Source organism: Acidimicrobiia bacterium (assembly GCA_036396535.1).
GTDB lineage: Bacteria > Actinomycetota > Acidimicrobiia > Spongiisociales > UBA5794 > DASWKR01.
Genome location: DASWKR010000025.1, coordinates 1 through 12,731 on the forward strand (window position 1 = coordinate 1; position 12,731 = coordinate 12,731).

Genomic DNA, 12,731 nt, shown 5'->3' on the forward strand with positions numbered 1-12,731 from the left:
GCCGCCCGCGCCAAGGGCGGGTTCGGGGGCGGGCGGACCGGGAGCTGGCAGCACGCGTTGCGGTCCGTCTCGAGGCCGTGGCCGACGTGCAGTCTGAGTCTCCCGATTCGTGCAACGTGCATCGTCCTGCTCTGGTCGGCAGTCTGGGCCGGCGTTATGTTGACGGGCGTAGTCGCAGCGAGGTCGGCCGCGGCGACGGCGACAGCCGCTGTGGTCCTGTCGTGGCTGATCGCGGGAATCGTCTCATTCGCGATTGACGTGCGGCGGATTCATCAGCGACCGCCGTTCTGGCCACAGCCGGATGCAGGCGTTCGGGAATCAAGGCGGTGACCGCCGAGGTTCGGCGGTCACCGCCGAACCTCGGCGGGGGACAGATCCAGCTCGACCTGCCCGACTATCGATCGGCTGGCAAATAGCATCTCGAACCAGATCGTCCGATGTGGGCAATGACGCGCCCGATCCCACACTTCGCCGAGCGGCACATCGTGCGCTAGCGGTGGCCGGCGGTGGCGACACCGGGGAGGTTGGCGAATGCCTCTTGGTCGGCGGTCACAACCGCCCGGTCGGTAGCTCGAGCAGTAGCTGCGATCAGCAAGCCGTGAGCTCCCCGTGGACGGCCCTGGTCGCGAACAGCGACGAGCAGATCGGCGTGTTCGACCGCTACATCGCGGTCGTAGGCAATGATCGGCAGCGACTCGATGATCTCATCGACGTAGGCCTGACGGGCATTCCGTCGCCTTCCGGAGGCGAGCGCGACACCCACGAGTAGCTCAGCGACAGTGACCGCTGCGATGGCTATGTCGTCGTCATCGTCGATGACATCGTCGAGATCGACGCCGCCCCGCTCGGCATCGATCAGAAACGTGGTGTCGAGCAGGAGCAGGCTCATCCTCGATCTTCAATCTCCAACAGAGCTCGAAGATCAGTCAGGTTCCCCGGCCACGCAGTGTCCGGCCGGTGCCGACGCAGGAGCGACTTCACGTCGATGCCACGTCCACTGGATACGGGTTCGAGATGCGCGACTGCTTTGCCCCGACGAACAATTGTGTAGTGCTCACCACGGTGCTCAACACCGTCGAGCAGATCAGCGAAGTGGCGGGCCGCATCGGTCGCAGTGATGTCAGGCATGCGATCAGATTATCAGATACACACGCAAGGTGAACCCTCTGCCTCGCCGATCACCCGCAATCGGACGAGACCGAGCAGACTCTGCGAGCCATCGAGTTATCGGCACGTCGGCGTGCGGTCATGGCTCGATGCGGCTGACGGTTGTGACGCGGTCGATGCTGCGGTCGAACGAGACGATCTCCTCGATTCCGGCGGTTTCGGCTGAAGCGACGAGGTACGCCTCGGCGAAGTCGATGCGGTGGGTCTCGTAGACCTCGAGGCAGCGCAGGAGCAAGGCAGGATCGGCGGTTCGGATGGCGGGGTAGGCGATCACGGAACGCACCAGGCGGGCCACCTCATCGACCGGCACCTCATAGAAGGACTCCAACACGTAGACCGTTTCGGCGACGATGAGGTCGGGGAGGAGCAGTTCATCGGCCGCAGCGAGGAAGGCGGTGGCACGAGCGGCGCGGTCGGGTGGATCACCGGTGAGATGGCGGATCAGGACGTTGGTGTCGACGAACGCCGTCACCGCCGCGTCTCGGCGCGGGTGCGTCGGGTGCTCCGGCGGACCTCGTCCCATGCGGTGCCCCGTTTCGCTGCCGGGACCTCGACGGTGCCGGCGAGGTCGAGGAGGTTGGGAATCTTGGCGAGTACGGCTCGGTGCTCCTCCACTCGGAACACGACGTGATCGCCTTCGGAGATGCCGAGGCGGTCGCGAACCTCCTTTGGGATGGTGATCTGGCCTTTCGAGGTCACCCTGGCCACGAGATCCATACGGGGCTCCTTACGATGCCGGCAAGGTAAGGATATCAGCCGAGGCGCCAGGCGACCAGAGCCTGATCTTGGGTCCGCGGAACTCCGGCGGAGCACGCCTCGGTTCAGTTCGCCGCCCAGATCGCCCGGTTGACGACGTTCTCGAGATGCTCTTGGCGGCCGGAGCCCGGCTCGGGGGCGATGTCCCCTGCCATCACCATGTCGCCGAGCTCGGCGAGCGACGTACCCGACGTGATCGTATGTCCGAGCTCTCCGTCCCATCGGGCGTAGCGCTCGGCGACGGCGGCTGCCAGGTCTCCCCGCTCGACGAGCTCGGCGCCGACGAGCAGGGCCCTGGCGAGGGTGTCGATGCCTCCGACGTGTGCGTGGAAGAGATCGGACCGATCCATGCTCTGGCGCCGCAGCTTGGTGTCGAAGTTGAAGCCGCCCGTCTCGAAGCCGCCTCCCTTCAGGATCTCGTACAGCGCCAACGACAGCTCGTCGACCGAGTTGGGGAACTGGTCGGTGTCCCATCCGTTCTGGTAGTCGCCCCGGTTGGCGTCGACGCTGCCGAAGATCCCGTTGGCGATGGCGTAGGCCACCTCGTGGTGGAAGCTGTGGCCGGCCAGCGTGGCGTGGTTCACCTCGATGTTGACGCGGTACTCGTCGGTGAGCCCGTAGCGGTCCAGGAACCCGTGGACGGTGGCGCAGTCGTAGTCGTACTGGTGCTTCGTCGGCTCCTGCGGCTTCGGCTCTATGAGCAGGGTTCCCTGGAAACCGATGGCGTGCTTGTGCTCGGCGACCATGGCGAGGAACCGCCCCAGCTGGTCCGCTTCACGGCGGAGGTCGGTGTTCAGCAGGGTCTCGTATCCCTCCCGGCCGCCCCACAGCACGTAGTTGGCGCCCCCGAGCCGGTGGGTGGCCTCGAGTGCCAGCCTGACCTGGGCGGCGGCGTGTGCGAAGACGTCCGGGTCGGGGTTCGTGGCGGCCCCTGCGGCGTACCGGGGATGGGAGAACAGGTTGGCGGTCCCCCAGAGGAGGCCGACGCCGGAGCGGGCCATGTGCTCGGCGGCGTAATCGACCATGGCGTCGAGGTCCTTCGCAGACTCGGCGAACGAAGCGCCTTCGGGAGCGATGTCGCGATCGTGGAAGCAGAAGTACGGCACGCCGAGCTTCGTCACGAACTCGAAGGCGGCGTCCATCTTCTGGCGAGCGGCCGACATATCGCCGGCGGCAACCAGCCACGGCCTGTCGAACGTGCCAGTGCCGAAGACGTCGCTGCCGGGCCAGTTGAACGAGTGCCAGTAGCAGACGGCGATCCGCAGGTGGTCTTCCATGCGCTTGCCGGCGACGACGCGATCCTTGTCATACACCCGGTATGCCAGCGGCGAGTCCGAGTCGACACCCTCGAATCGGATCGGCTCGGGGACGTCTTCGAAGAACTCGGGGCTTGTCATCGCATCTCCTGGTTCGAACGCGGCGAACATTATCCATCGCCGAACGGGCGGCGTTTCGGGAGCCGGCTAGCCGCGGTCCCGCATCAGGCGCAGCCTGAGATCCTCCGATGCCCTGGTCGCCCACTCGATCGACGTGTCGAGCATGGCGGCGGCGATGGCGGCGAGTCCGACCACCAGGAAGAGGGGATTCGTCCCCACGATGTAGGCGAACCCGCACCCGACGACGACGGTCGTCCAGGCACGCATACGCCAGGCGGTGCGGCCTCCATCGCGGATCGCCCAAGGACGGACGGCGGCCAGCCCCAGGGTGAACAAGCCCGCCCATCGCACGATCTCGACCTCGTATGCCTCGGCAGACGTGTAGCCGAGCACGAAGCCCGGGGCGGCGAGCATCACGACGGCGACGACTCCGATTGCGTATGACTGGATCCCAACCGCGCCGCGCATGTCGGGGATTGTTGCACGCCGGGGCGGCTCTTCCGAGCCGGTCCGCTCAGACATCGATCTCGATCACGAGGGCGGCGTGGTCGGTTCCTCTGATGCGCTCGATCCAACTCCGCAGCGGCAGGGCCCCGTCGACGAAGGCGTGGTCGATGCGGAGCAACCGCGGCGCCCACCACCACGGTCCCCAGGTGCGAGCCGCCGTGCCGGTTGCGACCGGTCCGTCCTGCATCGTGGCGGCGATCCTGCGGTACGTGCGCCACGCCGGCGTGGCGTTCATGTCGCCGACGAGCACCCTCGGGCGACGGTTCTCGCGAACGTGATCGATGATCGCCGTCGTCTGGGACTTGCGGTTGCGCCGTGCCCGGACCGGGTGGGAGTCGACCGGGCTCTGGATGTGGACGTTGATCACCTCCAGGTCGCGGTCGAGCGAGGGCCACCGGTCGGCCGACAACGTTGCTCGCCATCCGTCCCTGTGCGCCAGCGGAAACCGCTCGACCTGGGACGGGAAGCGAGTTGCGATCCCGAGACCGTGGTAGTTCCTCGTCGGGTCGAGATGACCGTAGGGGAGCAGCCTCGTGATGATGGTGGCGTGCTCAGGAACCAGTTCCTGACAGGCGAGCACGTCCGGGTCGACGTCTTCGATCACCCGCTCGAGGGCGCGGTGGTCTGCCCGGCCCACCAAGAGATTGATGCTCATGACCCTGATGGTGCCCACTTCAGTGGCAACTCCCTTTCCCCGAATCGGCGACCTCGCCGCCCGGGGTCGTCACGAACGAGTACCTGTACCTCGTCTGCATGAGCTCGAGCGCCAGGACGCCGTGGCGATCGTCGACGGTCACCCGGGAGTGCGGCCGGGCGATCGTGACCGGGCGCAGGGACGCCCCCCCGGTACCGACGACGAACGACCTGATACCGCCGTCACGATCGAGGTGACCCGTCGGGTCCAGCTTCGCCAGCCGTTCGTAGTTGTGGTCGTGGCCGGCGAGCACGAGGTCGACGCCCGTCGTGTGGAACTGCTTCCAGAACGGGCCCATCGCCGGATCGTCGCCGTGTTCCGAGCCGGACGAGAAGCGCGGATGGTGCATCAGCACGGCCGTACACTGAGCGGGGTGGTCCTCCAACTCGGCGGCCAGCCAGATTCCCTGGGGTGAGGACGGCCCGCACCCGCCGACCTCGGAGCAGTTGGAGTTGACGACGACGATCCTCCAGGCGCCGAGGTCGAACCCGTACCATCCGCGACGTCGCTCTCCCGCTCTGGCGTCGAAGTAGTCCCAGTACGCCCTGGCGTTCGACGTGTGGTACTCGTGGTTGCCGACTGTGGCTCGAGTTCTCTTGGCATGCCGGCCCCACGTGGGGTCGTAGCAGTCGGCGTAGTCCGAAGCGGTTCCATCCCGATAGGCGGTGTCGCCGAGGACCGCCACCACGCCTGACCGCTCGGCGAAGAGGCCGTCGAGCAGGGTCGCAGTGGCCTCGTCGTCATCCGAGGTGCATCGGGCGATGTCGCCCGCCGCCACCAGGAGCGCCGCCTTCGGCGCCGTCTCGTCGACGGAGAAGAGCCGCCTCGGGCGCAGGCGGGTCGTGTTCCCGGCGCGGTCCTCGACCCTCACGTCGAGGCGATAGGTGCCGTCGGGTAGATCGGCGCGGTGGGTCCAGGTGGCGAAGGTGGCGCCCCGGTCGCTCAGCTCGGCCTTCCAGGCGGTCCGCTGCGGGCCCCACCCGCCGCTCTTCTGACGCCACAGGCCCGTCGCCACGTCCTTGACGGCGACCCGCACCGCGACGACCTTCCGATCGTCTCTCGCCATCCCGACGAGCACCGCCTTGCTCGGGAACACCGAGCCCGCCGGGAACCCGTAATACGCCTTCGGTGCAGTCGTGTCGGCCGACGACGCATGGTGCGGGTCTGCGGCGCCACCTGCAGGAGCGGCGACGGCGACCGCGACCGCGAGGCACAGCACAGCGATGGTTGTGATCGAGCGGCTCACGATTGCGGGACCCCCCTGGTTGCGACACGTTAGACCGTCCACGGCGTGACGCTGATCACGGGCCCTCCTAGTGTCCGTGGTCAGCGAGGAGGACGATGAGGCTGACCACGGCGATGCTCGCCGACGCCGCCCAGGTGCAGGGGGGCAAGCTCTTCGTGCTCGGGGGCGGGTTCTCCACCATCAGCGCTTCCTCCTTCCCCGTCGTCCACCGCAGCCTGGCAGTTGCGTTGATCGCCGAGATCGAACCGGACGAGCGGCACCGCAACCTCGACCTCAAGCTCGAGCTCATCGACGAGGACGGCAACCGGCTCGCCATCGAGGCGAAGGGCAGCCTGCGCGTCGGCGCCCCGGCAGCCCTCCCTCCTGGAGCGCCCAGCGTCGTCCCGATCGTCACGCCGTTCCACAACATCTCGATCCCGGAGCCGAAGGGATATGCGTTCGTCGTCTCGTTCGAGGGCGAAGAGCTCGCCAGGATCGGCTTCCGCGCACTGAGATCGGGTTGACATGCTGACCGTCCCCAACGTCATCTCCTTCGTGAGGCTGCTCCTCGTGCCGGTGTTCCTCTGGCTGCTGCTCGGCTCGCCCGACAGCCCCTTGGCGGCGGGACTACTGCTCGGCCTCATCGGCTCGACGGACTGGGTCGACGGGTTCCTGGCGCGCCGTCTCGACCAGGTGAGCGAGGTCGGGAAGCTCCTCGATCCGCTCGCCGATCGGCTCGCCGTGGCCGCGGCCCTGATCGGAGGCCTCATCTCGGGGGATCTGCCGGCCTGGTTCGCCGTCGCCCTGATCGTGCGGGAGGCCCTGATCGCGGTCGGAGCGGCGTGGGTCGGGCTGGCCGCAGGCAGGAAGATGGAGGTGCGCCGCCTCGGCAAGCTGGCGACGCTCCTGCTGTATGCCGCCATCTCCTGGTTCTTCGTCGGGAGAGGGGCCGACCTCGACTGGATCGTCGCCGCTGCCTGGATCGTCGGGATCCCGGGGCTCGTCCTGTACTACGTCGTCGGGGTCCAGTACGTGGGCGACGCCAGGCGGATGGTCACGGGGTCACGCTGATGGGCGGGGCGGCCGACGAGTAGGCGGCCCGGCGGTTACGATCGACGGTCGAAGGGGAGCAGACGTGAACGTTCCAGACGATCTCAAGTACGCCGACACGCACGAGTGGGCTCGCCTCGTGGACGATGGCACCGTGACGCTCGGGATCTCCGACTTCGCCCAGGGCCAGCTCGGCGACGTCGTCTTCATCGGCCTACCCGCCGTCGGAGCGACCGTCACCGCCGGTGAGCCGTTCGGGGAGATCGAGTCGACCAAGTCTGTCTCCGACCTCTACGCCCCGGTCACCGGCGAGGTCGCTTCCGTGAACGGTGCGCTCGGCGACGCCCCGGAGCGCGTGAACGCCGACCCGTACGGCGAAGGATGGATGATCGTCATCCGCGCCGCAGACGTCTCATCCCTCGACCGTCTCATGGACGCCGCCGCCTACCGGGCGTTCGTCGAGACCTGACCGCAGCACCTGCTGACCCTCAACTCGAAGTTGAGGGTCACGTAGTACGATGACCGGATGCAGGATGAGGAACGGGGCGAGCCGTTGGAGGAGCACGACCCGACCGTTGCCTACGCCCCGGCGACCCGGCAGGGCGCCGCCGAGGGTCAGGGGTCGAGAGTCGCCGGTGCCTTCAGGTACGCCCTCGTCGTCGAGAGTGGGCCCCAGGCGGGCCTGACGTATGTCTTGGGGACCGGGGAGACGACCGTCGGCAGGTCGGACGAGGCGGACATCTACCTCGGCGACGTCACGGTGAGCCGCATGCACGCCAAGTTCGTCGTCGACGAGGAAGGGCTGAGCGTCGACGACCTCGGGAGCACCAACGGCACCTACGTGAACATGGAGCGCTTCGACAGCCGGCAACTGCACCCCGGCGACGAGATCATCATCGGCAAGTTCCACCTCGGAGTCGTGGTCGGCAATGGCTGAGCGCCGCGAGCGCGGGCGCAGCATCGGTGAGGTCATCACGATGCTCCGCCAAGAGTTCCCCGAGTTGAGCGTCTCGAAGATCCGGTTCCTCGAGGGCCAGGGGCTCGTCGAGCCCGAGAGGAGCCCCGCCGGCTACCGGATGTTCACCGACGTCGACGTGCGCCGCATCCAGTACATCCTCCGCGAGCAGCGCGACCACTTCCTCCCCCTCAAGGTCATCAAATCGAAGCTGACCGCATGGGAGCGGGGCGAGGAGCCGTCGGCCGCCACCGAGTCCGGGCCCCCGCCGGAGGCGTACTTCGCCGCCTCGGGTGTCTCTCTCAACGAAGACGAGCTGTCGCGTGCGACCGGGCTCAGCCCTCGCCAGATAGGACTGCTGGTCTCCGAGGGGGTGCTCGAGGCCATGGAGTTGCCGGGAGAGGGCAGAGTCTTCCTCGACGACGCGCTCACGATCGCCCGAGCCGCCGCCCGTCTCCTCCGTCAGGGCCTCGAGCCGCGCCACCTGCGAGCCGTGCGGCTCGCAGCAGACCGCGAAGTCGACCTGATGCGCCAGCTCGTCGCTCCTCTGCTGCGGCACCGCAATCCGGACAACCGCAGGAGGGCTGCAGAGATGCTCGCCGACTGCTCGCAGGCGTCGGCCTTGATGCAGGAGGGCATCGTGCGCGCCCGCGTCAAGAAGATGCTCGAGGGATGACGTGAGGAGGCTGCTCGCCGGACTGGCGATGGCCGCTGCCCTCCTCCCACCCCCGGGCGGTGTCCCCGTCTCGCTCGAGTCGATCGCCGCCCCCAGCATCACGGCTCCCCGGTGGATCGTGTACGACGTCACGGCGGACGTCGTGCTCGCCTCCAGGAACCCGGACGAAGAGTCGGCGATGGCGTCCGTCACGAAGATCATGTCCGCCCTCGTGGTGCGGGACCAAACCGAGCTGGACGAGAGAGTGCGGGCCTCGCGGACCGCCATCTCCGTTGGCGAGTCGGAGATCGGCCTCACCGAGGGCGAGGTGTGGCCGGTCGAGGACCTTCTCGAAGCCATGCTGATCCGGTCGGGCAACGATGCCGCCATGGCGCTCGCCGAGCACGTCGGCGGGTCGGTCGAGGGCTTCGCGGCGATGATGAATGCCAAGGCGATCTCGCTTGGACTGTCCCACTCCCACTTCGTGAATCCGCACGGCCTCGACGCCGACGGCCACTACTCGACGGCCCGCGATCTGAGCGTCATGGCCACCGAGCTGCTCGGCGATCCGGTGCTCGCCGAGATCGTCCGCACCCGATTCGTTTCGTTCCGGCCCGATTCGTCAGGGATCCCAAGGCAGGCGCGCACCACGAACAGGCTGCTCGGCGTGTTCCCAGGCGTCGTCGGGATCAAGACCGGCTTCACGAACGACGCGCTGCTGGTGCTCGTGGCCGCTCTCGAGCGAAACGGTCGCACGATCGTCACGGTCGTGATGGGCTCGGACGACCACTTCGCAGACACCGCCGAACTGCTCGCCTTCGGCTTCGGCACCGTGACCCTCCGTGATCGGCTCGGCGCACCGCTCCTCGCAGAGGAGGGCGGGGGAGGGGTGGGCGGATCGAGCCGCTTCTCGGAGGCAGAGGAGGCGAGGCTGTCGGCGGTGCTCGAGCTGCCGGATGGCCATTCGGCGCTGACGCCCCCGAACCGAACGGAGCGAGGCGTCCGCATCAGGGAGAACCTTCGCGCCATCACACCCGTCGTGCTCGGAGGCAGCGGGTGACGGATCAGTACATCGAGGTCGTCACCGAGGTCGACCTGAGGCGGCGGGTCGCCCAGCTCGGGACGGAGATCGCTCGGGACTACGAGGCCAGGTCGCCGATCCTCATCGGGATTCTGACCGGTTGTATGCCTTTCATCGCCGACCTGTCACGCCAGATCGACCTCGAGCTCTCGATCGATTTCCTGTCGCTGACCCGGTTCGGCGAGGACGGGCGGGTGGGGATCGCCCTCGACCTGTCGCTGCCGGTCGCAGGCGAGGACGTGATCATCGTCGAGGACATCGTCGACACGGGGCTCACGCTCACATCGCTGCGGCGCATCATCGAGATGCACGAGGCGAGGAGTGTCGCCACCGTCGCCCTCCTCGACAAGGCCGCTCGCCGCATCGTCGACGTGGCGGTGGAATATCGAGGGTTCGAGGTGGGTGACGAGTTCCTCCTCGGCTACGGCCTCGACTGGGAAGGGCGCTTCCGCAACCTCCGGTCTCTGTGGGCCGTCATGGACATGGCGGCCCTGCGAGACCACCCGGGCGAGTTCTCGATGGAGCGATTCCGCGCCCCACTGCCCGCGGGCGTCGGATCGGGTCGGTGATAACCTGGCCGAATGACGGACCCGGTCCCGATGGAGCTGGTAGGGGTGCGGATCGAGTTGCCGAGCAACAGCCCGATCTTGCTCTTGAGGGAGCTTGGCGGGACCCGTTTCCTTCCGATCTGGATCGGCACGAACGAGGCCACGGCCATCGCACTCGCCCTCGAGGGGGTCGAACCGCAGCGCCCGATGACCCACGACCTCCTCAAGATCGTCGCCGAGACGCTCGGCGCAGTCGTCACGCGCGTCGTGGTCACCGCCCTCACCGAAGGCACGTACTACGCCGACCTCGTCATGCAGCGCGGCGAGGACGAGGTGAAGGTCTCATCGCGCCCGTCCGACGCCATCGCCCTGGCGGCGCGCACCGCCTCTCCGGTCTTCGCGGAGCGTGCCGTCCTCGACGAGGCAGGCGTCGAGATCCGCGACGAGGGCGAGGAAGAGGAGATCGAGCGGTTCCGCGAGTTCCTCGACGACGTGACCCCGGAGGACTTCGGCCCCACGCAGTGACCAGAGGCGGGATGCTCCGGCCGTCCAGCAGGGGGTTGTCCACAGGTTGTTGACAAGTGGCACAGGCGGCCCCTAACTTTCACTGCCGTAGTTCTGCGGGCGGAATTACGTCGGTGTAAGCTAGTCACCACGAGGAGGCATACGTGACCGGGCAGCAGATCGGTGTTGGCACCGCGGACGGTTACCGGGCGCCGCAGGTATGCAAGCTGGTTGGCATCACGTATCGCCAGCTCGACTACTGGGCGAGGACCGGGTTGATCACTCCGTCGATCCAGCACGCCCAGGGCTCCGGGTCGCAGCGCCGCTACTCGTTCAGCGACATCGTGCAGCTCAAGGTCGTCAAGCGGCTCCTCGACGCCGGCATGAGCCTCAACAAGATCCGCACCGCGATGGACATCCTCGCCGAGCAACTCGAGAGCAACAATCCGCTCACCGACGTCACGCTGCTCTCGGACGGGACCACCATCTACGCCGCCCACAGTGCCGATGAGGTGGTCGACGTGTTCCAGCGGGGTCAGGGAGTCTTCGGGATCGCCGTCGGGCCCGTCGAGAAGGAGCTCGTCGGCGAGATCCACCGGCTGTTCCCCGAAGCCGAGGACGAGGACATGGAAGCCAGAGAGGTCCACGCCAACTGACCTACCAAGCCGACTTCGATCCGGAGCCATCCGCTCTCGTGCCGTTCGCTCACGAGAGCGAACGGCAATTCGCCAGTCTGCTGGACTTCTACGACGTCGAGTGGATCTACGAGCCCCACGAGTTCGCCGTCGAGTGGGACGACGATGGGCAGGCCACGAAGTTCTTCCGCCCCGATTTCTACCTGCCGGGCGAGAACGTCTACATCGAGATCACGACGATGAACCAGAAGCTGGTGACGAAGAAGAACAAGAAGGTCAGAAAGTTTCGTGAGATCTACCCGGGGACGAACATCAAGATCTTCTACCAGAGGGACTACCTGAACCTTCTCGTCAAGTACGGCCTCGCAGACGTGACGAGCGAAGACGAGACGGCGGCACCGACTCGCATCCCGGGACCGCCTCATGTCATCGATCTCGGGACCCGCATTCCAGGACCGCCTCAGGTCATCGATCTCGGAGAAGACGCCGCAAGAGACGCGGCCGGGTGACGGCGCCGGGTCGATGAGCACGACGCCGTTGGCCGCGATGCACGAAGCGCTCGGGGCCCGGTTCACCGATTTCGGTGGGTGGTCGATGCCCCTCCAGTACGCCGGGGTGCTCTCCGAGCACATGGCCGTGAGGGAGCACGCCGGCGTCTTCGACGTGAGCCACCTCGGCCGCTTCTCGGTCGAGGGCCCGGGCGCGACGGAGGCGGTCGTAGCCGAGCTGTGCAACGACGTCAGGAAGATCGGGGTCGGGCAGGCCCAGTACACCATGGCATTGAACGAGTTCGGCGGCGTCGTCGACGACGTCATCGTCTGGCGGCTCGCCGGGGACGACCACTGGCTGATGCCGAACGGGACGAACTACGAAGAGGTGCTCGGACGGTTCGGCGCTCACGCAGCCGTGCGGGTTCGTCCGTTGCGGGACGACACCGTTCTCCTCGCGGTCCAGGGTCCGGCGGCCGGAGAGCTCGTCACCGGACTGCTCGGCGGCTTCCCGGGCCGGTTCCGGGTCGAGGAAGGCGAGTACGCAGGAAGGCGATATCGGGTAGCGGGAACCGGGTACACGGGAGAGCCTGGCGCCGAGATCGCCATCCCGGCCGCCGCAGGTGCCGTCCTGTTCGAGGCGTTGGTCGCCGGCGGGGCCGAGGCGTGCGGTCTCGGCGCCCGTGACACGCTGCGCCTCGAGATGGGCTACCCGCTGTGGGGCCAGGACCTCGACGAAGAGACGACACCCCTCGAGGCGGGGCTGGCGTGGGTCGTCGACTGGGACCACGAGTTCGTGGGGCGGGCTGCGTTGATGCGCCAGCGCGACGGCGCCCTGCCGAAGCACCTCGTCTCGTTCCGCACCGAGGGACGCCTCATCCCGCGTCATGGCCATCGGGTGCGGGTGGGCGATGCGGTCGGCGTGGTGACGAGCGGCAACTTCAGTCCGGTGCTCGGGTGCGGCATCGGCATGGGATACGTCGCCGGGGCAGGTTCGTCCTCGGGAGAGGCCGAAGTCGAGGCCGAAGTCGAGATACGAGGGGTATGGCATCCAGTGACCCTCGTCGAACCACCGTTCATCGACCGCTGA

Annotated in this window: 19 protein-coding genes; 11 read left to right on the top strand and 8 right to left on the bottom strand. The window is 67.4% G+C overall.

Going from position 1 to position 12,731, the window contains the following annotated elements:
- Positions 1-490: 490 nt before the first annotated feature.
- From VGC47_03605 to VGC47_03640, 8 genes are all read right to left on the bottom strand, one after another.
- Positions 491-889 carry a PIN domain-containing protein gene (locus VGC47_03605; protein ID HEX9854374.1) on the bottom strand — a complete coding sequence of 133 codons (399 nt, stop codon included), beginning with the start codon at positions 887-889 and terminating at the stop codon, positions 491-493.
- The gene (locus tag VGC47_03610) at positions 886-1,128 is read right to left on the bottom strand and encodes a type II toxin-antitoxin system prevent-host-death family antitoxin (protein ID HEX9854375.1); all 243 of its coding nucleotides are present in this window, start codon (positions 1,126-1,128) and stop codon (positions 886-888) included. Before VGC47_03610 ends, VGC47_03605 begins: the two co-directional genes overlap by 4 nt.
- 118 nt (positions 1,129-1,246) lie before the next feature.
- On the bottom strand, positions 1,247-1,639 hold the full coding sequence (locus tag VGC47_03615; GenBank protein ID HEX9854376.1) for a PIN domain-containing protein: 393 nt from the start codon (positions 1,637-1,639) through the stop codon (positions 1,247-1,249).
- Positions 1,636-1,884, bottom strand: a complete 249-nt coding sequence (locus VGC47_03620) for an AbrB/MazE/SpoVT family DNA-binding domain-containing protein (protein HEX9854377.1) — start codon at positions 1,882-1,884, stop codon at positions 1,636-1,638. The genes VGC47_03615 and VGC47_03620 overlap by 4 nt, the downstream gene beginning before the upstream one ends.
- 104 nt (positions 1,885-1,988) lie before the next feature.
- The gene (gene xylA / locus VGC47_03625; protein ID HEX9854378.1) at positions 1,989-3,320 is read right to left on the bottom strand and encodes a xylose isomerase; all 1,332 of its coding nucleotides are present in this window, start codon (positions 3,318-3,320) and stop codon (positions 1,989-1,991) included.
- Positions 3,321-3,386: 66 nt separating this feature from the next.
- Positions 3,387-3,767 carry a hypothetical protein gene (locus VGC47_03630; protein ID HEX9854379.1) on the bottom strand — a complete coding sequence of 127 codons (381 nt, stop codon included), beginning with the start codon at positions 3,765-3,767 and terminating at the stop codon, positions 3,387-3,389.
- A gap of 46 nt (positions 3,768-3,813) precedes the next feature.
- Entirely contained in the window at positions 3,814-4,461 is a 648-nt protein-coding gene (locus VGC47_03635; GenBank protein ID HEX9854380.1) for an endonuclease/exonuclease/phosphatase family protein, read from the bottom strand.
- Positions 4,462-4,480: 19 nt separating this feature from the next.
- Positions 4,481-5,746: a metallophosphoesterase gene (locus VGC47_03640; protein ID HEX9854381.1), complete on the bottom strand. Its 1,266-nt coding sequence runs from the start codon at positions 5,744-5,746 to the stop codon at positions 4,481-4,483.
- Positions 5,747-5,841: 95 nt separating this feature from the next.
- On the opposite strand from VGC47_03640, the gene VGC47_03645 reads away from it, so the two are divergent.
- The 11 genes from VGC47_03645 to gcvT all read left to right on the top strand — a co-directional run bounded on the left by VGC47_03645 (position 5,842) and on the right by gcvT (position 12,731).
- A complete protein-coding gene (locus VGC47_03645) occupies positions 5,842-6,249 on the top strand; it encodes a hypothetical protein (protein ID HEX9854382.1) in 408 nt (135 codons plus the stop codon).
- A gap of 1 nt (position 6,250) precedes the next feature.
- Positions 6,251-6,796, top strand: coding sequence for a CDP-alcohol phosphatidyltransferase family protein (locus VGC47_03650; GenBank protein ID HEX9854383.1), 546 nt, complete (start codon positions 6,251-6,253; stop codon positions 6,794-6,796).
- A 64-nt stretch (positions 6,797-6,860) separates the two neighbouring features.
- Complete coding sequence (gene gcvH, locus VGC47_03655) at positions 6,861-7,244, top strand: glycine cleavage system protein GcvH (protein ID HEX9854384.1); 384 nt, start codon at positions 6,861-6,863, stop codon at positions 7,242-7,244.
- 57 nt (positions 7,245-7,301) lie between these two features.
- Entirely contained in the window at positions 7,302-7,712 is a 411-nt protein-coding gene (locus VGC47_03660; protein HEX9854385.1) for an FHA domain-containing protein, read from the top strand.
- Positions 7,705-8,406, top strand: coding sequence for a MerR family transcriptional regulator (locus VGC47_03665; GenBank protein ID HEX9854386.1), 702 nt, complete (start codon positions 7,705-7,707; stop codon positions 8,404-8,406). Before VGC47_03660 ends, VGC47_03665 begins: the two co-directional genes overlap by 8 nt.
- A 1-nt stretch (position 8,407) precedes the next feature.
- Positions 8,408-9,445 carry a D-alanyl-D-alanine carboxypeptidase family protein gene (locus tag VGC47_03670; protein HEX9854387.1) on the top strand — a complete coding sequence of 346 codons (1,038 nt, stop codon included), beginning with the start codon at positions 8,408-8,410 and terminating at the stop codon, positions 9,443-9,445.
- Complete coding sequence (gene hpt / locus VGC47_03675; GenBank protein HEX9854388.1) at positions 9,442-10,035, top strand: hypoxanthine phosphoribosyltransferase; 594 nt, start codon at positions 9,442-9,444, stop codon at positions 10,033-10,035. Before VGC47_03670 ends, hpt begins: the two co-directional genes overlap by 4 nt.
- Positions 10,036-10,047: 12 nt before the next feature.
- Positions 10,048-10,539, top strand: coding sequence for a bifunctional nuclease family protein (locus VGC47_03680; GenBank protein ID HEX9854389.1), 492 nt, complete (start codon positions 10,048-10,050; stop codon positions 10,537-10,539).
- 143 nt (positions 10,540-10,682) lie between these two features.
- Positions 10,683-11,174 (top strand): MerR family transcriptional regulator, encoded by a 492-nt coding sequence (locus VGC47_03685; GenBank protein HEX9854390.1) that lies wholly within the window; start codon positions 10,683-10,685, stop codon positions 11,172-11,174.
- 38 nt (positions 11,175-11,212) lie between these two features.
- Positions 11,213-11,662: a hypothetical protein gene (locus VGC47_03690; protein HEX9854391.1), complete on the top strand. Its 450-nt coding sequence runs from the start codon at positions 11,213-11,215 to the stop codon at positions 11,660-11,662.
- Positions 11,663-11,675: 13 nt separating this feature from the next.
- The gene (gene gcvT, locus VGC47_03695; protein HEX9854392.1) at positions 11,676-12,731 is read left to right on the top strand and encodes a glycine cleavage system aminomethyltransferase GcvT; all 1,056 of its coding nucleotides are present in this window, start codon (positions 11,676-11,678) and stop codon (positions 12,729-12,731) included.